The sequence below is a fragment of the Neisseria shayeganii 871 genome (genome assembly GCF_000226875.1).
Lineage (GTDB): Bacteria > Pseudomonadota > Gammaproteobacteria > Burkholderiales > Neisseriaceae > Eikenella > Eikenella shayeganii.
This window is the reverse complement of the sequence record NZ_JH164926.1, coordinates 621,930-639,696: the sequence shown is the minus strand read 5'-3', so window position 1 is coordinate 639,696 and position 17,767 is coordinate 621,930. Positions and strand designations below refer to the sequence as shown.

Here is a 17,767-nt window from a genome sequence, read left to right as displayed (position 1 = left end):
CTCTAGCGCCTTGGGTAGGTGAAAGGCTGTCAACAATCACCCGCAGGCTACCTGAAAAGCTGGAAAGGCTCTTAAAGAATATTTTTGGCTTTTGTGAGGAGGAATTGAAGCACCAGTTGATACACTGATACAAGCCCTTACGGGATTACCTGAATCAGTAAAGCGTCAGCAAAGACGGCCGGGAAAAGTGGTAGATACCAACAGCTGCGAAGTGCATGTAATAACCTGAAGATAAGCTTGCCGCATTGATTTACATGCCAATGGCGCCGTTGAGTGTCGCGAATAAGACAAACCGGCTGGTAGGAAAGTTTAGGCAAATTGAAAGTCAATATCGCATCAAGTGGTATCCGAAGATGGGTGAGCATTCTGAGGATCTATTTATCAATCATTTATTTGGTCATTCAATACAGAAAAGGACGAGTAATCATCTCAAATGTCCTTTAAGCCTTGAAAACAGCCAAAGTGTCATATGAATTGAAAAATATAATTCTGTCAATATTTTCTGAGCATAAATAGTATACAAATCCTATTGTTTCATTTAAAAGATGTTCAAGATCTTCCGCTCTGAAAATTTTATATACCACCCTATCACTTGAATCATTTATGATTAAGTAACAAGGATATGTATCTATACAATTAATAGATTGTAACCATCCCATTTGATCTTGAATAAAAAAATCTGGATCTTTTTTCATTAACTGAATCCATATTTCATCATAATTTCCTCTGGTAACTATATTAAAATTTTCAGATATTCTATCTAAAATAGGCTGAAAATCATTTATTTTTATGATGTTCATAGCACCAGAATGAATTAATGAATCAATATTTTTTTCCGCAAATCGATACATAATCAATGCCTTTAAATAATTTTATCGATTAAAACCAATGTTAAGATATGGGCTGTCCTAGGCCGAATCGACATTCAACCCCCCCCCACAAGGTAATTGATGCGAGGTAAAGGAAAGCCGGGAAGTGAGCGGACTTGCGGTCGAAGCGAGTGGCGATACGGCGGAACGGTTTGAGCCTGGCAAAGTAACGCTCGATGCGGTTGCGTAGCCGGTAGCGGACCTTGTCGTAGGTACGCGGTTGTTGGCAGCTGCGAGGCGGGATCACCGGCTGGGCGCCGAGCGACCGGATCAGCGCCACCAGCTCCCGGCTGTCATAGCCTGAGACCTTTGTCGGCCAGACGTATTGGGGGAAGATACCAGATGAATGTCGATTCGGCCTAGCGTTAAAAACTTCAGGCTGCCGTTTGGGCAGCCTGTTGTATTGTTTTTTAGAACGGAATATCGTCGTCAATATCGTCTATCGGGGTGGGGGCGGCAGGCGGGGCGGCTTGGCGGCGGGGAGCGGGCGGCGGTTCGTTGCTGTAGGCGGGCGGAGCGTCGTAAGCCGCAGCCGCGGGGGCGTGGTGGGCGGGTGGAGCATAATGGCCGCCTTGGGCCGGTGCGCCTTGATAGCCGCCGTCATCGTATTGGCTGCCGCCGCTGCCGCGGCTGCCCAGCATTTTCATTTCGTTGGCGATGATTTCGTAGGCGGTGCGTTCGATGCCGTCTTTGCCGGTGTATTTGCGGCTTTGGATGCGGCCTTCGATATACACTTGGCTGCCTTTTCTCAGGTATTGGCCGGCGATTTCGGCCAGACGGCGGTACATGGTGATGTTGTGCCATTCGGTGCGCTCTTGGCGCTGGCCGCTGTTGCGGTCGGTCCAGCTTTCGCTGGTGGCGATGGAGAAGTTGCAGACGGCTTCGCCGTTGGGCATGTAGCGCACTTCCGGGTCGCGGCCGAGGTTGCCGATGAGGGTAACTTTATTCAACATGGGAATCTGCTCCTGAAATCATTTGTTGGGCGGCGGCCTCATCGAAGCCCCGGCGCACTTTGAGATAGAGGGTGGTTTTGTCGGCGCTGAAGCTGGCGTCGGCGGCACCGTGTTGCTGCATGAGGATGTCGGCCAGCTCGTTTTCGCGGCCGCGCCAGCGCGGGTGGACGGCCATCATAACATTTTTCACCGCTTCGGGCGCGGGCGCGGTGGCGGCCACCAAGAGCCACAGCAGGGTCAGACCCAGCGAGAAGGCAAACATACCGCCGAAGCCGTAATGCTGGTAGAGGCGGCCGCCGACCGCCCCGCCGACAAACACGCCGATGGATTGGGCGGTGTTATACACGCCCATGGCGGTGCCTTTCAAATCGCCGGGTGCGATTTTCGACACGATGGAAGGCAGGCTGGCTTCCAGAATATTGAAGCCGATGAAGTACACCACCAGCGCGATGCCGATGACCAACAGCGAATGGATGCCCCAATACAGGCCGCACAGGGCGAGGGCGATAAAGAGGATGCCCAGCACAAACACGCTTTTCAGCTTGCCGCGGGTTTCGCCGATGATGATGGCCGGCACCATCAGCACCAAGCCCAGCAGCACGGCCGGCAGATACACCTGCCATTGGCTTTCTTTCGGCATGCCCAGTTGCTCCAAGGCGAAGGGCAGGCTGGCGAATACCGCCATCATCACGCCCTGCAGGGCGAAGATGCCGAAATTGAGGCGCATCAGCTGGCCGTTGGCCACCACTTCGCTGATGCGCGAAGGTTGGGCGTCGGCGTCTTCGCGCGTTTTGCTGTGTGTGGGTGTGGGTGTTACCCAGGCCACGACGGCAATCGCCACCAAGCTGAGGATGCCGGTGAGGGCAAACAGGCCGCCCACGCCGATGTAGTGGGACAAGACCGGCGACAACACCATGCTGGCGGCAAAGGTCAGCCCGATGGTGAGGCCTACCGAGGCCATGGCGCGGGTGCGTACTTCTTCGCGGGTGAGGTCGGCCAACAGGGCGGTGACGGCGGCACTCACGGCGCCGGCGCCTTGGATGGCGCGGCCGATGATGAGCAGGGTCACGTTGTCGGCCGCGGCGGCAATCAGACTGCCGACGGCGAACACGGCCAAACCGAGGTAAATCACTTTCTTACGGCCGAAGCGGTCGGAAGCAATGCCCAGCGGCAGCTGCAGCAGGGCTTGGGTGAGACCGTAGGCGGCAATCGCCATGCCGCCGTCGGCTTTGCTGCCGCCGAGCGCCACGGCATGCAACGCCAATACGGGCAGCACCAAAAACATGCCCAGCATGCGCAGGGCGTACACGCCGGCCAAAGAAGTGCTGGCACGCCATTCGAGCGGCAGCAGATTGGTATGGGGGGAGCGGGACATAATGAACGGCTTTCGGAGAGTAAAAAAGTGTAAATAGAAAGGCTCCGAATTATACCTGAATCCAGAGGCAAGCGGAGGGTGCACAAGGCTTCGAACTAAGCAAAGCCGCTTCTTTGGCTGGCATGGTTTGATGTTCGGCTTGAACGGCTTTACGGTGCGGCCGTCAAAAATTCAGGCTACCTGAAAGCCTGTTCAGGTAGCCTGTTGTATCACAGCCCAGCGCTTACTTCTTCTTGCGTTGCGGCGGCAAATCGGTGCACACGCCCAGCGCCACTTCGGCGGCCATGCCGATGCTCTCGCCCAAGGTGGGGTGCGGGTGGATGGTTTTGCCGATGTCTTCGGCATCGCAACCCATTTCGATGGCCAAACAGATTTCGCCGATCATGTCGCCGGCGTGGGTGCCGACGATGCCGCCACCGATGATGCGGCCCGAATCGGCGTCGAAAATCAGTTTGGTAAAGCCTTCGTCGCGGCCGTTGGCGATGGCGCGGCCGCTGGCGGCCCAAGGGAAGACCGATTTGGTGATCTTGATGCCGTCGCGTTTGGCGATTTCTTCGGTCACGCCCACCCAAGCCACTTCGGGGTCGGTATAGGCCACGCCGGGAATCACGCGCGCGTCAAAATAGGCTTTGTGGCCGGCGCAGTTTTCCGCCGCCACATGGCCTTCGTGCACCGCTTTGTGCGCCAGCATGGGTTGGCCGACCACGTCGCCGATGGCGTAAATGTGCGGCACATTCGTGCGCTGCTGTTTGTCCACTTCGATAAAGCCGCGCTCGGTCACGGCCACGCCGGCGTTTTCGGCGCCGCACAGTTTGCCGTTGGGGGCGCGGCCGGCGGCCACCAGCACCAAATCGTAACGCTGCGGCTCGGCCGGGGCTTTCTCGCCTTCAAAGGTGACGTAAATGCCGTCGTCGCGGGCTTCCACGGCCACGGTTTTCGTGTTGGTCATGATGTTGTCGAAACGGTGGGCGTTCATTTTTTCCCACACTTTCACCAAATCGCGGTCGGCGCCCTGCATCAGACCGTCCATCATTTCCACCACATCCAGGCGCGCGCCCAGGGTGCTGTATACGGTGCCCATTTCCAGGCCGATGATGCCGCCGCCGATCACCAGCATTTTTTCCGGCAGCCGGCCGCCGTTTTCGCGCAGTTCCAACGCGCCGGTGGAATCGACAATGCGCGGGTCTTGGGGGATAAACGGCAGGTTCACCACGCGGCTGCCCACGGCGATGATGGCGTTTTTAAAGGCGATGGTTTTGCTTTCGCCGGTTTCCACCGCCGTTTCGTATTGCGCCGATTCGGTAAGGGCTACCTGAAGGTGGTTGGGGCCGGCAAAGCTGCCGCGGCCTTGAATGATGTCCACTTTGCGCGCCTTGGCCATGCCGGCCAAACCGCCGGTGAGCTTGCCGATGACCTTGTCTTTGTAGCCGCGCAGCATGTCCACATCGATTTCCGGCGCGGAATATTTGATGCCGTTGGCGGCCAGGTGTTTCACTTCGTCGATTACCGCCGCATTGTGCAGCAAGGCTTTGGAGGGGATGCAGCCCACGTTCAGGCACACGCCTCCCAGGGTTTTGTATTGCTCGACAATCGCCGTTTTCAGGCCGGCATCGGCTGCGGCAAAGGCGGCGGAATAACCGCCGGGGCCGCCGCCCAGCACCACCACATCGTATTCGGCGTCGGCGCTGCCGGAGAATGCCGCCGCTTGTGGTGCGGGTGCTGGCGCTGCCGCAGCGGCGGCCGGCTCGGCTTTGGCCGCAGGGGCTTCGGCCGCAGCCGTGGCCGCTTCAATGACGGCAATCACGCCGCCTTCGGAAATTTTGTCGCCCACTTTGACGCGCACTTCCTTGACCACGCCCGCGGCTTCCGCCGGCACGTCCATGGTGGCTTTGTCGGTTTCGAGGGTAATCAGCGTGTCTTCCAGCGCCACGCTGTCGCCGGCTTGGATTTCCACGGCGATGATGTCTACGTTTTCGTGTCCGCCGATGTCGGGGACTTTCAGTTCGATGATGCTCATACACTTGCTTTCTGTGATGTGGGTTGAAAATACATGGGTTGGGTTCGCGTGGTGCCGGGTTCGGGTATCGGTATCCGGCTGACGCCTTTCAGGTAGCCTAAACCGCTTCGTCGTCGTTCTGCCCGTATTCGCCGAATGCCTGTTTAATGATGCGGTATTGGTTTTTCCGCTGCCGCTGGTGCGGGATATGGGCGGTTTTCAGCATTTTTTGCGAGCGGCGGCGGCTCATTACTGCTACGGTTTGCGGGCTGCCGTCGTCGTTTAGCCGCCCGTTGAAACGCTCGGAAGTGCTGTAAACGCCCACCCGCCAATGGCGGATGTCTTTTCCGGCCAAGCGCTTTTCGGCAATCCGCCTCAGCTGTTCGAGGTATTGCCTCTCCTGCGCTTCGCTGAGGGGCGCTTGGCCCAAGCGGGAGAGCCGGGCATAAGTGGGCAGGTCTTTGACCACCAGAAAATCGTAAAACTTCTGAAAATGGCGGTTGGCCAGCGCCAGCACTTCCTGCTGTCCGGCGGTGTCTAAGGCGGGGTTTTCCAGTATCGAGCGGTACAGCCCCAGCGGGTTGAAGTCGGTATAACGGGCATGGCGGGCAATGTAATGGCGGTATTCGGCCAGGCTCATGCTGCGGAAGGGTTTGCCTATCTTCATCTGTTGGCCTATTGCGGTCTCAGCCCGGTGGGGGCGGTTAAGAGAAAAACACATATTTGGCCACCATGGCAAAGCACATCATCACCATCATGGGGCGGATCAGGCGTGTGCCGCCTTTTACCACCATCCGCGCGCCAAAGAAAGCGCCCAGTGCCTGCCCGGCCATCATGGCCAAGCCGGCTAGCCAAACAATGTGGCCGCCCAACAGGAAGAAAATCAGGGAAGCCAAATTGGTGGCGAAGTTTAGCAGCTTGGCATCGGCGGTGGCACGCACTAAATCTGTGCCGCGCAGCACGGCTTGGCTTAGGGAGAAAAACGTGCCGGTGGCCGGGCCGAAATAGCCGTCGTAAAAGCCGATAGACGGCACAATATAGCGCTGCCAGCTTTGCCGGCTGATTTTCGGCGGTCGGGCTGTTTGCCCCAAAGAAGGGGCAAACAGGGTGTATAGGCCGATGCCGGCAATCAAAAACGGAATCAGCACGGTGAGCATTTGGGCAGGCGACAGCTGCACCAATACCGTACCGATGGCGGAGCCGATAAAGGCCAGCACCAGCGCCCGCCGAATGGCGCCGGGGTGTGCCACGCCTTTTTTCACCAGGGTCAGCGAGGCGGAGAACGAGCCGGCGCAGGCTTGCAATTTGTTGGTGGCCAAGGCCGACACCGGCGGCAGGCCGCTGAGCAGCAAGGCGGGTATGGTCAGCAGCCCGCCGCCGCCGGCCAAGGCATCGACAAAACCGGCCGCCGCCGCCACCAAAAACAAAGCGGCTATGGTTTCCCAACTTAAGATGATGTCCATATCTATGCAGGCTACCTGAAAATGGTGGAGCCATGAGCGTCCGGTTTATGTGTTTGGGGCGGGCAGAGCCGTTCTCGCGTGGGGGTGGAAAGTGCATAACATGCTCCAAAACCCTTGCGACTTGCCTGAAAGGCTTTCAGGCAGCCTTACAAATACTTCTCCGCTTCGCGGATACTCAAAGCCGCCATGCGGCTTCGGTAGCGGGTGATGAATGCACGTACCCATGCGGGGTTGGTTTTACTGTAATCGCGCAATGCCCAGCCGATGGCTTTGTTGATAAAAAATTCTTTTTGCCCCAGGTTGTTGCAGATAATTTGCTCTAAGAGCTCGGTATCGGTTTTTTCCTTGCGTAAAAGCTGGTGATCGATGGCGACGCGCCGTAGCCAGATATTATCGCTGCAGCTCCAATTCAGCAGCACGGCGTTCACTTCTGAGTAATTCAAGGCAATGCCGCCAACGATGCGGTCAAGCACGTCAGACGTATCCCACCACGATTTTTCGGTAATCAGTTTTTCAAGGTGGGGGATGTCTTGTGGCGTGAGCTGTTTTTGCACGGCTTTCAAATAATTCAGTGCACAATATTGCAGCTCGCGATACGGGTTTTTCCAGCATTCTCTGACAAATGGCCAGTCAATCTCTTGCGAAGCCGATTGTTTGAAAAACGGCTTGCAAATTTGGCCGATGCGGGGCTTGGCAACTCCCAGAAACTCAAAGCGATTTTTCATATAGGCCTTCATTGGCGCGGTGCGTTCGGGGTCGGCTGCGTCGCGCAAGGCGGCCAGTAATGCTTTGTTGTCCATCATGGTCTTATGCTCATTGGACCGGCGGTTTCAGGCTACCTGAAAGCCGGTGTTTCAGGTAGCCCAAAATGCCTGCAAGGCCGCCCACAAGATATCGGGCTGCTCGCGGATCACTTCGTGCGCGGTCAAGGGCACATTGAGCAAATGCGCGGCGGGCAGAACGTTTTTCAGCGCCACCCAGTCGGCCAGGTGGTAGAGAAAATCGGCATCGCCGCGCACCGCCAGCACCGGCGCGCGAATTTGGCCCATGCGCTCGTTGGGATAACCCTGCTCGCTCTCGTCCAGCCACATGGCTTTGAGGGCGGCAATCCAGCGTTCGACATCCGGCTCCGGGTTGTCGGCCAAATAGGCGGCCAGCTGCGCCGGCATATGCTCGCGCACCGCATGGATATCCAGCGATGCATACATCGGCCGTACCCGGTGCAGGTGGTCGCGGTGCCAGTCGGCGCCGACGGTGACCACGCTCTCGATAAGGCCATTATCTTCGGCCGCCAGCCGGTAGGCGGTGATGCCGCCGTCGCTAAAACCGAACAAATGGCAGCGTTCAATTCCCTCGTGGCGCAGGATGTGACGCACATCGTCGGCCGCTTGCGCATAGCTCAGCGGCGCGTCGCCGAGGGTGCTGCCGCCGTGGCCGCGGGTGTCGATGGCCAGCAGCCGAAACTGCGCCTGCAGGCGCGGCAGCAGCGCAGCGAAATCGGCCATCGACCCGAATCCGCCGTGCAGCAGCACCAGCACCGGCGCGTTCTCCTGACCGCCCAGGCGGTAATGCAGGCGGGCGCCGAGATGGTTGAGGTAATGGGAATTCATCATGTGCTGAGGATTTTTCTAAACATCATACTGTTGAATTTTGGATGGTTTTGGTTTTCATCCGATTGATTGTTTATTAGATTCCTATCTATTTGCCCAGCTGCCAGATGCGCCGCGCACCGTTGGCCACCAGCACGAACACTAAAGCGCCCACCAGCAAATCGGGATATTTGGACTGTGTTACCGAGGTGAGCACAGCGGCGGCAATCACCCCCAGATTTACCCAAACATCGTTAGCGGTAAAAATCATACTGGCCTGCATATGGGCTTCATGGTTCTGGCTTTTGTGTAGTAAATACAGACACAAAGCATTGCCCAGCAAGGCCAGGAAAGCTACCGCCATCATGATGTGATAAGCAGGTGCGCCTTCCCAGCCGAAAAAACGCCGTAACACTTCCACCAAGCCCCATACGGCTAGCGCTGCCTGCAATAGCCCGGCTGTGCGTGCAACCCGCCGCTTGTGCAACAACGTATTGCCTACCGCCATCAGTGCCAAGGCATAAACCGCACTATCGGCAAGCATATCCAAACTGTCGGCCAGCAGCCCCATGGAGTGCGACAGCCAGCCGGCAATGCCTTCCATCAAGAAAAACAGCAGGTTGATCAGCAGTACTTGCCACAATATCCGCCGCTGGTCGGCTTGGTCTGCTGCTGAGGACATTACTGTTATGCCATCTCGGCTGCTATGCATATGTCGGCTGTCTAAGTTCAGGGTTTCCAGCAGTGTCAAAATGGGTAACCAATCGCCTTGATGAATGACGGTCAGCTCCCGTTGTGCAATATCAAACTGCATATCGGCAATCTGGCGTTGATCTGCCAGTTTCATGCGGATCAGCTGTATCTCGGAAGGACAGTCCATTTTAGCGATGTGGAAAACAGAACGGTGCAACATGGTGTGGTCTCCATTTCAGTAAGTGAGGGGAAAGGGGGGACACATTCAAAGCCATATAAACCATGGGGCATGACCGACTCATGCCGCTCATACTGCCTGAATGAACCGCCGTCAGGCTGAGACCTTTGCAAAACCTCCATCTGCGGCGCATTTCTGCGTTGCGCGCTGCTCGCTCACTTGCCTATCTGTATGATATGTCTGTCCCACAGGGATTCCTGACGTTCACACTCGCTGCGCTGCTACGCCTTGAACTGCATCCACATCTGAGAGTTTTGCAAAGGTCTCAGGCTACCTGAAAGCCGGTGTTTACCGATAACCCAATTCAGCCGCGCATTGGTCGAGCAGGCTGAAGAAGCGTTCGATTTCAGCGTGGCTGGTGTAGTGCAGGCAGCCGATGCGCAAAAAGCCCTCGTCGCCCAAGCCCAAATGCCGCGAAACGGCCAGTGCGTAGAAATTACCGTTGCCCAAGGCCACGTTGCGGCGGCCGAACCATTGGCTGACCGGCGCGGCGGGCTGCACCTTGCCGTTTTTCACGATGTTGAAGGCAAAAGTGGGGGTGCGGCCTTCGGCTGCGGACAGGCCGTACAGCTGCACATAGGGGCGCTCGGCAAAGCCTTGCAGCACGATGCGGTTGAGGTCTTGCTCGTAGGCGGCCACTTGCCGATAGGCCGTCTGCAGGCGTTCGCGGCGGCTGCCTTCGCTGCCGCCCAAGCCGGCCCAGTAGTCCACCATGGCGATAAAGCCGGCCTGCGCTTCAAACGATTGGGTGCCTTGTTCCCAGCGGTTGGGCACGGTTTCGGCCGCCGGCTCCACTTTATACGGGCGCAGGTTTTGCCAATGCTGCCGTTTGCCGTAGCACATGCCCAGATGCGGGCCACCCAGTTTGTAGGCGGAGGCAAACAGAAAATCGCAATCCAGCGCTTGGACGTCGGGCAGGCGGTGGACGGCGGCGTGCACGGCATCCACGCTCACCCAGGCGCCGACGGCGCGGGCGGCCTGTACCAAGCTTGACGCTTGGCTGAAGGTGCCGAGCACATTGGAAGCGAGGGTGAACGCCAGCAGACGGGTGCGCGCATCCAGCAGGCGGGGCAGGGCGGCGTAGTCCAAATCGCTGCCTTCGGCATTCAGCGGCAATAGGCGCACCTCCACGCCCATGTCTTCGGCGGCACGCTGCCAGGAGGAGACGTGGGAATAGTGGTCGAGGCTGCTGAGCACAATGTTGTCGCCCGGCTGCCAAGTTTGGGCAACGGCGCGGCTGAGGTTGAACATCAGGCTGGTGGAATTGAGACCGAACACGATTTCGTCGGCGGCGCAACCCAGCCAGTCGGCGGCGGCGGAGCGGGCCTGTTCGTTTACTGCCTGGGTGCGGCGGCCGGCCTCGGCATGTCCGCCGAGGTTGCTGTTGTAGCGCCCCAGATAGCCGAGCAGTGCGTCTAAAACGCATTGCGGCACTTGGCTGCCGCCGGGGCCGTCGAGCAAGAGAGGCAGTTGGCCGTGTTCGTCGGCCTGGTGCAGGGCGGGGAAGCGGGTGCGGATGGTGTCGATGGGGTAGTTCATGATCGGTTGGCGGTTAAAACAAATAAATCCCAATAGCCGGCTTCGGCATCGGAGCGGGTGTTGACGGGCGAGGCGCTGTGCCAGAGCAGGCTGTCGTTCAAAACGCAGAAGTCGCCGGCTTGCGGCAGGCAGGCGGCCAGCGGTGCGGCGTCGTCTGGGTTGCGCCACAAATAGAGTTCACCTCCCTCGGCATTGTGGCGGGCAACGGTAAATACGCCAATGCGGTCAAAGCCGTCTTGATGGATGCCTTCGGGCGTGGATTCGGCTGCTTGACCGGCGCTTTTGGCGATGATGCGCATTTGGTGCACTTCGATTTCGGCTGGCTCGGGCAGGCCGGCGGTTTCGGCAAAACGACGGAACATGGCGGCGAAACCGGCGGAGGCGATGGTGTCGGCGGTGAGGTCGTCGTAGGTGCGGGCAACATTGCCTTGGAAGCGGTTTAGCTCGTCGCCCTGTACGAATTGGCTGTTGGCCTGCAGTTCGATGCAACCGTCGCTTTGGCGGTAGCGGAATTTGGAATAGCGGCGCAAGCGGTAGGCGCCGTCTTTGTAGGCGCTGGGGGTGAGGGTGTGGAAAGACGGTTGTAAGTCTGCCGTTTCCGGGGCGCTCAGGCAGCCGGTGGTGTATTCGAAAGGATGGTTCATGTTTTCTCTCTCTATTCCATTGTGTGGAAGGTTTTGCCGCGGCATGGGCGGATGGCCCTGCCGTGGCCGCGTTTTCAGGTAGCCCGGGGATAAGGCGGGCTACCTGAAATCAGGGCGGGCCGGATGATGATCAGCCGGCAAATAAGGCGAAAAATGCCAAACCGCCGAAAAACAAGAAAATCGCGAAAAAGGCCAATAGGCTGAAAATCAGGCAGCTGTAGCCGAGAATCAGGCCGGCCAGGGCCAAGCCGTCGCCGCTTAGCGCGGGATTATGGCGGATGTCCCGCCGCGCCATGTGGCCGGTGATGACGGCGGCGATGCTGCCCGCGAGCGGCAGCAGGGTCCAGCCCAGCAGGCCGCAGATCAGGCTGACGATTGCCAAATGGCTTTGGTATTGTACGGGGTGCATGATGCGGGTTCTCAATCCGGTGGGTTGCTGGATACTTGGGGCGGTAAGGGGCTGAGGACTTTACAACCTGAGGCCTTTGCAAAACCCCCATCTGCGGCGCATTTCTGCGTTGTGCGCTGCCCGCTCGCTTGTCTATCTATATGATATGTCTTCGCTCGCTGCGCTACTACGCCTTAAACCGCATCCGGGTCTGGAGGGTGTGCAAAGGTCTCGGGCTACCTGAAAACAAATGCTCAAGTTCGATTCAACATCTGTAACAGCCCGCCTTCCCAGTGCAGGCCGGTATGGCACAGCGGCACGAACAGCAGGGTGGTGGCCGCCAATTGGATGCGGTCGAAGGCTTGCAGAGTGGGCTCGCCGCGAATGGTGCTGCCGTTGAGCATGGGCAGGTTGCGGCTGTTGCCGCGCTCGATGAAGAATTCTTTGGCGTGGTGGTCGAACACCACCACTGCATGCGCTTCGCGGCTGATGCCGGCATCGCTGTGGGCGCCGAAATCCAAACACACTTCCAAACCGGCTTGGCGGCCGATACGGTTTTCGCCCTGAATCAGGCGGAAGTCGCGGCCCAAGCCGGGGCCGTCTACCACCACCAGCCAGCCCACCACCGGCAAGGTGCCGATGTCGCCCGCGCCGGTATCCGCGCCCATCACCACGGTTTTGGCGGCTGCGGCGCCGGCCAAGGCCGCTACCGGCTGGGTTTTGGCCCAATCGGCACCGGCAGGGGCGGCGGGGGCTACCTGGGTTTTGGGCGTGCCCACCGCAGCGGTTTGGCCGGTACCGCAATACGGGCAGTCGGCATGCACTTCGGGATCGTAGTAATGCTTGCTGGCGGCACACAGGGTCATGGCCATGTTTCGCTCCTTCACAATATCGGAAAACTTTTTAACCGCTCACTTGGTAGGCCACTTCTTGGCTGGCCAGATACACGGTTTGGCCGGCCTGTAGCTGTACGCGCTCAATGCGGCGCTCGAAGTGGTCCACAAAGGTGCCGTTGGTGGACTGTTTGTCTTCCAGCCACAAGCGGCCTTCGGCGTCCAGACTGAAGCAACAATGGTGGCCGGACACTTGCGGATGTTGGATGCACACGTCGTTGTCGGCGGCCCGCCCCACGCGTACGCTTTGGCCCGGCTGCAGGCGGATACCGGGCAGTCCGGCCACCAGGGGCTGCAATTGCACGGGTGCGGCCGCTACGGTTGCCGATGCGGCGGCTTGCAGTGTGAAAGTGGGGCTGCGTTCGTCCGGGCCCAGGCGCAACACGTCGCCGGCCTGCAAACGGGCGTTGTCCACGCGCCGGCCGTTGACAAAGCTGCCGTTGCGGCTGCCCAAATCTTCCACCGCTAATGCGGTGCCGTCATAGCGCAAGCGCACATGGCGTGCGGAAACCTCGGGCAGGGCCAGCACCACATCGGCATCCCGGCTGCGGCCGACCACGATGGCCTTGCCCACCGGCAGGGCAATATCGACCGCTCCGCCGCCCTGAGCGGCCAGGCGTGCGGATTTGCCCGTCTCAGCCGGAGTAGCGGCGGCGGCCACACGCTGCGCCTCGGCTCCCACCATTTTTCGGATCAGCTGTGAATTGATGGGCGGATTGCGTCCGGCCTGCACTAAGCCGCGCAGACGCCACAGATACGCCGCCCCGCCCAAAGCGGCCAGCAACAGCAGCGCCATCACGCCGTAGAGCAGCTGCATCTGCCGGCCGGCGGCCGCCGCCGCAGCATCCACGCACTCTCCCTCGGCTTGCACCGGGCTGATTTGGCGGGTTTGCAGCAAAGACAACAACTCGCTATTGGCCACCGCCAATAAGGTGCTTTGTACCTGACGGTGGCCGGCGGCATTGGTGCCCACCACTTGGCCGCAACGGTTGATCAGGGGGCCGCCGCTGTTACCGCCGCTGATGGGCGCGTGGTGCTCCCACACATCTTGGCCGGCATGGCCTTTGTAGGTGTGTTTGAGGGTGCCTTCGCCGATGCTGGGGCGCACGTAACCTGCGGGGTCGTCAAAGCCGCCGCCGGCCATCAAATCGTCGGACGCGCCCGGAAAACCCACCGAAAACACCGGCAGGGTCGGTTGCACAAAGCGGCTGTCTGCCAAGGGCAGCGGGCGTCCTTGCAAACGGGGGGCCTGCAACAGGGCCAAATCTTTTTTGTTGTCGCTGGCCAGGGTTTGGGTGGGCAGCAGACTGAGTTTGGGCGCCAGCGACTCCACCACGAATATTTGTGCGCCTTCCTGCATATTGGCCACATGGTCGTTGGTCACCAAATAACCGCCGTCGGCAATCAGGTAGCCCGAACCGTGGCCGATAAACACATACAGTTTGCCGCTCTGCTTGAACAACACCAGTATTTTGCCTTCTTGGTTGGTGAGGCGCACATAGCCCTTGCCGTTGATTTCGTTCAATAGGGCCGGCGTCACAATCTGTGCCGACACCTCCGGCGGTACCGGCATGCCGCCCCACAGGCGGTAAACCGATTCTCCGGCCTCTACCACCGGATTTTGCAGCGTATGATCGGCGGCAGCGGGTGCTGTAAACAGTCCTGTCAAGAATAGGGCGGCACAAAGTTTGCGGCAAGCAACGGCCAGCGGTTGGCGGAAACCATCGGCGGAGGCTTTCATATCCGTTCTCCCATTTGTAGGTGTGTAGGTAAAGTTATGTCTGTAGGCCGGTCAGTGTTCCGTTTGGGGTTGGCTTGCCGTGTCGGAACCGGGTTGCGGGGTGGTGCCGACGGCTTCTGATGCCGGTGGCAAGGCCGCTGAAGCCGGCAAGGTCGGTAAGGCGGGAGCCGAGGCCGGCGCTTCGGTAGCCACGGGTGCGGTCGGTGAAGGCGTCGGCTGCAGCCACAGCCACCACCCGGCGGCAAGGAGCAAGCCGGCCGCAGTCAGTCCGCCCAAGAATCGCCCAGGCCGGCGGTTCTCTTCGGTTTTGGCCGCCGTGACAGGCGGTGGCAATACTTGGGTAGGGGCCGCATCCGCCTTGCCGTCTGCCATGCCTGCCTGGATCAGCACTACGGAAGTGTTGTCTTGCTGCGGCAGGGCTTTGTTTTTTACCGCCGCCAATAAACGGCTTACCTGTTTTTCGGCCGTGCCGCCGGCCGCCAGTAAGGCTTCAATCTCGCCGCCGGCTGCGTCGCTGAGGGTCTGCACGCCATCGCTGGCCAGCAGCAGCCAATCTCCCGCACCCAGCTCGCCGCTGCCGTCATCGGTCAGCGGAATGTCTTTTCCCATCACCGCGCTGGTTACCGCGTGGCGCGCCGGATGTTGAGCGGCCTGTTCGGCGCTGATTTCTCCGGCATCCTGCCATTTTTTCAGATCTTCGGCAAAAGCATGGTTGGCGTTGATCCGCGCCAAACGGCCTGCTTGAAAACCATATAGCGGGCTGTCGCCGACACTGATGTAATGGTAGCGGCCGGCTGCTTCGTCCACCACCACGGCGATGACGGTGGTGCCCATGCCGGACAGCTCCGGCCGTGTGCGCAAATGTTCGGCCAATGCGAAGTTCGCTGCGTCCAGAGCTTGGCGCAAGGCGTTTGCCCAATCGCCTTCGGTATTTCGGTTTTGAAAAAAAGCCAAAAAAGCGTCCACCACCGTGGTGCTGGCGACTTGGCCGCCCTGATGGCCGCCCATGCCGTCGGCCAGCACATAGAGTTTGGTGTGGGCGTTGAGCACCAGATTGCCCAGCGCATCCTGTTGTTCGTCGCGGCGGCCGATGTACTGGCCTTGGTGAAAGTTGATGGGCATGATCAGACTCCTTTCGGACAAGGCCGCCGGCTTACAGACAATCCTGACGCGATACCGCGGTGTCGATCAGGTGTTTGCCGTTTTTATCGTTGAAAACAAACAGCACCGTGCTGGCTGTTTCCACAATCCAACTGCGCATATTCGGATCTTGGCAGGTGGTGTCGCGCATCATCTCGCCCAAGCGGTCCAGCTCGCTGCGGTTGAGCTTGCCGGCGGCGAAATTGACGAAGCGCACTTGATAAACCAGGGTGCGGCTGTTTTCGGCATAGTAAATCCGCTCCAGCATGGCTTGCGAATCAATCATTTTGGGCAGGTCTTCGTTCATCGCCGCCACGGCTTCTGCCGTAATCTGTATGCCTGTCACTTCGCCTTGGCCGGTGCTGCCCGGCAGTTGCAGAGGCGGGTCGGTGTGCTCGGCAGAAGATGCTTGGCCGTCGTTTTGGCGCACAACGACTTCGCTCGCTTGGGTAGGCGCTGCTTCTTGTCGGAAACGGCTGAACGCCAATGCCAAAATACACAGCAGGACGACGAATGCACCGGCTGCCAACCAGCCGGTTTTCTTGCCGCCTGCTGCCGGTTTTGCGGTTTTTTTCCTGACCAAAACCGGTCTGGCTGACGTAGCTGCCCGTTTGCCGGCATGGGCGGCGGGCGAGAGGGCGGCTACGGTTTGTCCGTTGTTTGCGGCCTGTATGGGGGCGGGCGAAGGACTCAAACCGAGTAAGGCCTGCTGCATCTCCATGGCGCTTTGGAAGCGGTGTTCGGCACGCACGTTGAGGGCGTAATCGACGGCGGCCAGAAAATGGGGGCTGTAATGGCGTTCGTATGCGCTGCCGGCCAATTTGGGCTGGGTGTCTTCGCCGGCAATACGCGCGGGAGCCTCTTCAATCAGCTTGCCGGTAACGGCTTGATAGATACAGGCGGCGAGGCTGTATAAGTCCAGTGCCGGCAAAAAGACGTCGCGCGATTGGTATTGTTCGATGGGGGCAAACGGCGGGGTGAGGATTTGGGTGAGCGGCCGGCTTTTCTGGCCAATGGCCTGGCGGGCGGCGCCGAAATCGATCAGCACCGGCGTGCCTCCGGCCGTCATCAGAATGTTTTCCGGTTTGATGTCGCGGTGCAGCAGCTGGCGCTCGTGTATGTATTTCAAGCCTTCCAGCAAGGGAATGAAAATCTGTCCGAGCGCGGCTTCGTCGGGTTTCGGGTGTTCCTTCAACCATTGGTGCAGGGTATTGCCCTGCAGATAGGGCATCACAAAATAGGCGGTGCCGTTGGCTTCGAACAGATCGGTCACTTTGACGATATTGGGGTGGCTCAAGCCGTAAAGCAGTTTGGCCTCGCTGAAAAAACTGCTCAAGCCCCAGTCGAACAGGTCTTGGTCGCTGCTGCTTTTGGCCGCCACGTTTACCCCGTCGAGGCGTACGCCGCTGTCGGGGAAATACTCTTTGATCACATGCAGCGAGCCTAAGTGCACATGTTCGGCCAGATAAGTGATGCCGAAGGCGCCCGAACCAATCACCTTCTGAATGGTGTAACTTTGCAGGCGGCTGCCGGCAGGCAGCGCATCGGCGCGTTGGACTTGGGGTGTCATCGGCGTGTTCCTTATTGCGATTGCGGAAGGTGGATGAAAAAATCAGAACTCGAATCGGCCCGGGCGCTTATCTGCCGGTCCATTGGGGCGTGTTTTACCACAATTTGAACCGGTATGGGCAGGGGCTTGCGCTTGTTTTCAGGTAGCCTGAGACCTTTGCAAAACCCCCATCTGCGGCGCATTTCTGCGTTGTGCGTTTATGCCCTAAGGGTACTGCTCGCTTGCTTGCCTATCTAGATGATATGTCTTTCACACGGGGATTCCTGACGTTCACGCTCGCTGCGCTGCTACGCCTTGAACTGCATCCACATCTGAGGGTTTTGCAAAGGTCTCAGCCTGTGTCCGTTGGCAAGGATGCTGAAATCCGGGTACGCCAAGCGAGGCCGGCAAGTTAGCCCAAAAAGGCCAAGCCGCCGAAAAAAAGAAAAATTATGATGAAAGCCAACATGATGACGGCCAGATTGCTGTAGCCGAGCACCAAGCCGATCACGGCCAAGCCGTCGCCTTGTAAAGCAGGGTTGAGGCGGATTTCCTTGCGTGCCATGTGGCCGGTGATGACGGCGGCGGCGCTGCCGACCAGCGGCAAAATGGTCCAGCCCAAAATGCCGCAAACCAGGCTGACGGTGGCTAAAGTGCTGTTCGTGTAGGGAGAGGTCGGCATAATGTGCCTCCGATA

At 58.9% G+C, this 17,767-nt stretch carries 19 protein-coding genes and 1 pseudogene; 3 read left to right on the top strand and 17 right to left on the bottom strand.

Annotation, left to right across the window (positions count from 1 at the left end; genetic code table 11):
• Nucleotides 1-440 precede the first annotated feature (440 nt).
• The 9 genes from HMPREF9371_RS12475 to HMPREF9371_RS02870 form a co-directional block, all read right to left on the bottom strand.
• The gene (locus tag HMPREF9371_RS12475; RefSeq protein ID WP_009118382.1) at nucleotides 441-851 is read right to left on the bottom strand and encodes a hypothetical protein; all 411 of its coding nucleotides are present in this window, start codon (nucleotides 849-851) and stop codon (nucleotides 441-443) included.
• Between the two features lie 428 nt (nucleotides 852-1,279).
• Nucleotides 1,280-1,822, bottom strand: a complete 543-nt coding sequence (locus HMPREF9371_RS02905; RefSeq protein ID WP_009118380.1) for a single-stranded DNA-binding protein — start codon at nucleotides 1,820-1,822, stop codon at nucleotides 1,280-1,282.
• Nucleotides 1,812-3,197, bottom strand: a complete 1,386-nt coding sequence (locus HMPREF9371_RS02900) for an MFS transporter (RefSeq protein ID WP_009118379.1) — start codon at nucleotides 3,195-3,197, stop codon at nucleotides 1,812-1,814. The genes HMPREF9371_RS02905 and HMPREF9371_RS02900 overlap by 11 nt, the downstream gene beginning before the upstream one ends.
• Nucleotides 3,198-3,420: 223 nt before the next feature.
• A complete protein-coding gene (gene lpdA / locus HMPREF9371_RS02895; RefSeq protein ID WP_009118378.1) occupies nucleotides 3,421-5,214 on the bottom strand; it encodes a dihydrolipoyl dehydrogenase in 1,794 nt (597 codons plus the stop codon).
• A 97-nt stretch (nucleotides 5,215-5,311) separates the two neighbouring features.
• A complete protein-coding gene (locus HMPREF9371_RS10990) occupies nucleotides 5,312-5,860 on the bottom strand; it encodes a hypothetical protein (protein ID WP_009118377.1) in 549 nt (182 codons plus the stop codon).
• 37 nt (nucleotides 5,861-5,897) lie between these two features.
• On the bottom strand, nucleotides 5,898-6,656 hold the full coding sequence (locus HMPREF9371_RS02885) for a TSUP family transporter (RefSeq protein WP_009118376.1): 759 nt from the start codon (nucleotides 6,654-6,656) through the stop codon (nucleotides 5,898-5,900).
• A 146-nt stretch (nucleotides 6,657-6,802) separates the two neighbouring features.
• Nucleotides 6,803-7,456 (bottom strand): DNA alkylation repair protein, encoded by a 654-nt coding sequence (locus HMPREF9371_RS02880; RefSeq protein WP_040660703.1) that lies wholly within the window; start codon nucleotides 7,454-7,456, stop codon nucleotides 6,803-6,805.
• Between the two features lie 54 nt (nucleotides 7,457-7,510).
• Nucleotides 7,511-8,266, bottom strand: coding sequence for an alpha/beta fold hydrolase (locus tag HMPREF9371_RS02875; protein WP_040660701.1), 756 nt, complete (start codon nucleotides 8,264-8,266; stop codon nucleotides 7,511-7,513).
• A gap of 88 nt (nucleotides 8,267-8,354) precedes the next feature.
• Nucleotides 8,355-9,155, bottom strand: a complete 801-nt coding sequence (locus HMPREF9371_RS02870) for a cation efflux transmembrane domain-containing protein (RefSeq protein ID WP_040660700.1) — start codon at nucleotides 9,153-9,155, stop codon at nucleotides 8,355-8,357.
• A gap of 128 nt (nucleotides 9,156-9,283) precedes the next feature.
• Here HMPREF9371_RS02870 and HMPREF9371_RS13085 point away from each other — a divergent pair, with 128 nt between their 5' ends.
• A complete protein-coding gene (locus tag HMPREF9371_RS13085; protein ID WP_232203068.1) occupies nucleotides 9,284-9,454 on the top strand; it encodes a lipoprotein signal peptidase in 171 nt (56 codons plus the stop codon).
• Between the two features lie 10 nt (nucleotides 9,455-9,464).
• On the opposite strand, the gene HMPREF9371_RS02865 is transcribed toward HMPREF9371_RS13085, so the two are convergent.
• The 3 genes from HMPREF9371_RS02865 to HMPREF9371_RS02855 all read right to left on the bottom strand — a co-directional run bounded on the left by HMPREF9371_RS02865 (nucleotide 9,465) and on the right by HMPREF9371_RS02855 (nucleotide 11,768).
• The gene (locus HMPREF9371_RS02865) at nucleotides 9,465-10,715 is read right to left on the bottom strand and encodes a cysteine desulfurase-like protein (protein ID WP_009118372.1); all 1,251 of its coding nucleotides are present in this window, start codon (nucleotides 10,713-10,715) and stop codon (nucleotides 9,465-9,467) included.
• Complete coding sequence (locus HMPREF9371_RS02860) at nucleotides 10,712-11,359, bottom strand: 2OG-Fe dioxygenase family protein (RefSeq protein ID WP_040660059.1); 648 nt, start codon at nucleotides 11,357-11,359, stop codon at nucleotides 10,712-10,714. Before HMPREF9371_RS02860 ends, HMPREF9371_RS02865 begins: the two co-directional genes overlap by 4 nt.
• Before the next feature lie 130 nt (nucleotides 11,360-11,489).
• Complete coding sequence (locus tag HMPREF9371_RS02855) at nucleotides 11,490-11,768, bottom strand: DUF4190 domain-containing protein (RefSeq protein WP_040660058.1); 279 nt, start codon at nucleotides 11,766-11,768, stop codon at nucleotides 11,490-11,492.
• A gap of 76 nt (nucleotides 11,769-11,844) precedes the next feature.
• Here HMPREF9371_RS02855 and HMPREF9371_RS13080 point away from each other — a divergent pair, with 76 nt between their 5' ends.
• The gene (locus HMPREF9371_RS13080; RefSeq protein WP_083813963.1) at nucleotides 11,845-11,991 is read left to right on the top strand and encodes a lipoprotein signal peptidase; all 147 of its coding nucleotides are present in this window, start codon (nucleotides 11,845-11,847) and stop codon (nucleotides 11,989-11,991) included.
• A 10-nt stretch (nucleotides 11,992-12,001) separates the two neighbouring features.
• Here HMPREF9371_RS13080 and HMPREF9371_RS02850 read toward each other — a convergent pair whose 3' ends face one another.
• The 4 genes from HMPREF9371_RS02850 to HMPREF9371_RS02835 are packed head-to-tail and all read right to left on the bottom strand — an operon-like array spanning nucleotide 12,002 to nucleotide 17,091.
• Nucleotides 12,002-12,619 (bottom strand): FHA domain-containing protein, encoded by a 618-nt coding sequence (locus HMPREF9371_RS02850; protein ID WP_009118369.1) that lies wholly within the window; start codon nucleotides 12,617-12,619, stop codon nucleotides 12,002-12,004.
• A 31-nt stretch (nucleotides 12,620-12,650) separates the two neighbouring features.
• Nucleotides 12,651-14,381 carry an FHA domain-containing protein gene (locus HMPREF9371_RS02845; RefSeq protein WP_009118368.1) on the bottom strand — a complete coding sequence of 577 codons (1,731 nt, stop codon included), beginning with the start codon at nucleotides 14,379-14,381 and terminating at the stop codon, nucleotides 12,651-12,653.
• Between the two features lie 51 nt (nucleotides 14,382-14,432).
• Nucleotides 14,433-15,503 (bottom strand): protein phosphatase 2C domain-containing protein, encoded by a 1,071-nt coding sequence (locus tag HMPREF9371_RS02840; RefSeq protein WP_009118367.1) that lies wholly within the window; start codon nucleotides 15,501-15,503, stop codon nucleotides 14,433-14,435.
• Between the two features lie 31 nt (nucleotides 15,504-15,534).
• The gene (locus tag HMPREF9371_RS02835; protein WP_009118366.1) at nucleotides 15,535-17,091 is read right to left on the bottom strand and encodes a serine/threonine protein kinase; all 1,557 of its coding nucleotides are present in this window, start codon (nucleotides 17,089-17,091) and stop codon (nucleotides 15,535-15,537) included.
• 114 nt (nucleotides 17,092-17,205) lie between these two features.
• On the opposite strand from HMPREF9371_RS02835, the pseudogene HMPREF9371_RS13075 reads away from it, so the two are divergent.
• Nucleotides 17,206-17,486, top strand: a pseudogene (locus tag HMPREF9371_RS13075) (hypothetical protein).
• Here HMPREF9371_RS13075 and HMPREF9371_RS02830 read toward each other — a convergent pair.
• Entirely contained in the window at nucleotides 17,483-17,752 is a 270-nt protein-coding gene (locus HMPREF9371_RS02830; RefSeq protein WP_009118365.1) for a DUF4190 domain-containing protein, read from the bottom strand. The pseudogene HMPREF9371_RS13075 and the gene HMPREF9371_RS02830 overlap by 4 nt on opposite strands.
• Nucleotides 17,753-17,767 lie beyond the last annotated feature (15 nt).

Coding starts and splice junctions, on each gene's coding strand:
- HMPREF9371_RS02900 (WP_009118379.1), bottom strand. CDS start 3,197: ATGTCCCGCTCCCCCCATACCAATCTGCTGCCGCTCGAATGGCGTGCC.
- HMPREF9371_RS02885 (WP_009118376.1), bottom strand. CDS start 6,656: ATGGACATCATCTTAAGTTGGGAAACCATAGCCGCTTTGTTTTTGGTG.
- HMPREF9371_RS02830 (WP_009118365.1), bottom strand. CDS start 17,752: ATGCCGACCTCTCCCTACACGAACAGCACTTTAGCCACCGTCAGCCTG.
- HMPREF9371_RS02880 (WP_040660703.1), bottom strand. CDS start 7,456: ATGGACAACAAAGCATTACTGGCCGCCTTGCGCGACGCAGCCGACCCC.
- HMPREF9371_RS02865 (WP_009118372.1), bottom strand. CDS start 10,715: ATGAACTACCCCATCGACACCATCCGCACCCGCTTCCCCGCCCTGCAC.
- HMPREF9371_RS02835 (WP_009118366.1), bottom strand. CDS start 17,091: ATGACACCCCAAGTCCAACGCGCCGATGCGCTGCCTGCCGGCAGCCGC.
- HMPREF9371_RS10990 (WP_009118377.1), bottom strand. CDS start 5,860: ATGAAGATAGGCAAACCCTTCCGCAGCATGAGCCTGGCCGAATACCGC.
- HMPREF9371_RS02875 (WP_040660701.1), bottom strand. CDS start 8,266: ATGAATTCCCATTACCTCAACCATCTCGGCGCCCGCCTGCATTACCGC.
- HMPREF9371_RS02840 (WP_009118367.1), bottom strand. CDS start 15,503: ATGCCCATCAACTTTCACCAAGGCCAGTACATCGGCCGCCGCGACGAA.
- HMPREF9371_RS02905 (WP_009118380.1), bottom strand. CDS start 1,822: ATGTTGAATAAAGTTACCCTCATCGGCAACCTCGGCCGCGACCCGGAA.
- HMPREF9371_RS02850 (WP_009118369.1), bottom strand. CDS start 12,619: ATGGCCATGACCCTGTGTGCCGCCAGCAAGCATTACTACGATCCCGAA.
- HMPREF9371_RS02855 (WP_040660058.1), bottom strand. CDS start 11,768: ATGCACCCCGTACAATACCAAAGCCATTTGGCAATCGTCAGCCTGATC.
- HMPREF9371_RS02845 (WP_009118368.1), bottom strand. CDS start 14,381: ATGAAAGCCTCCGCCGATGGTTTCCGCCAACCGCTGGCCGTTGCTTGC.
- HMPREF9371_RS02860 (WP_040660059.1), bottom strand. CDS start 11,359: ATGAACCATCCTTTCGAATACACCACCGGCTGCCTGAGCGCCCCGGAA.
- HMPREF9371_RS12475 (WP_009118382.1), bottom strand. CDS start 851: ATGTATCGATTTGCGGAAAAAAATATTGATTCATTAATTCATTCTGGT.
- lpdA (WP_009118378.1), bottom strand. CDS start 5,214: ATGAGCATCATCGAACTGAAAGTCCCCGACATCGGCGGACACGAAAAC.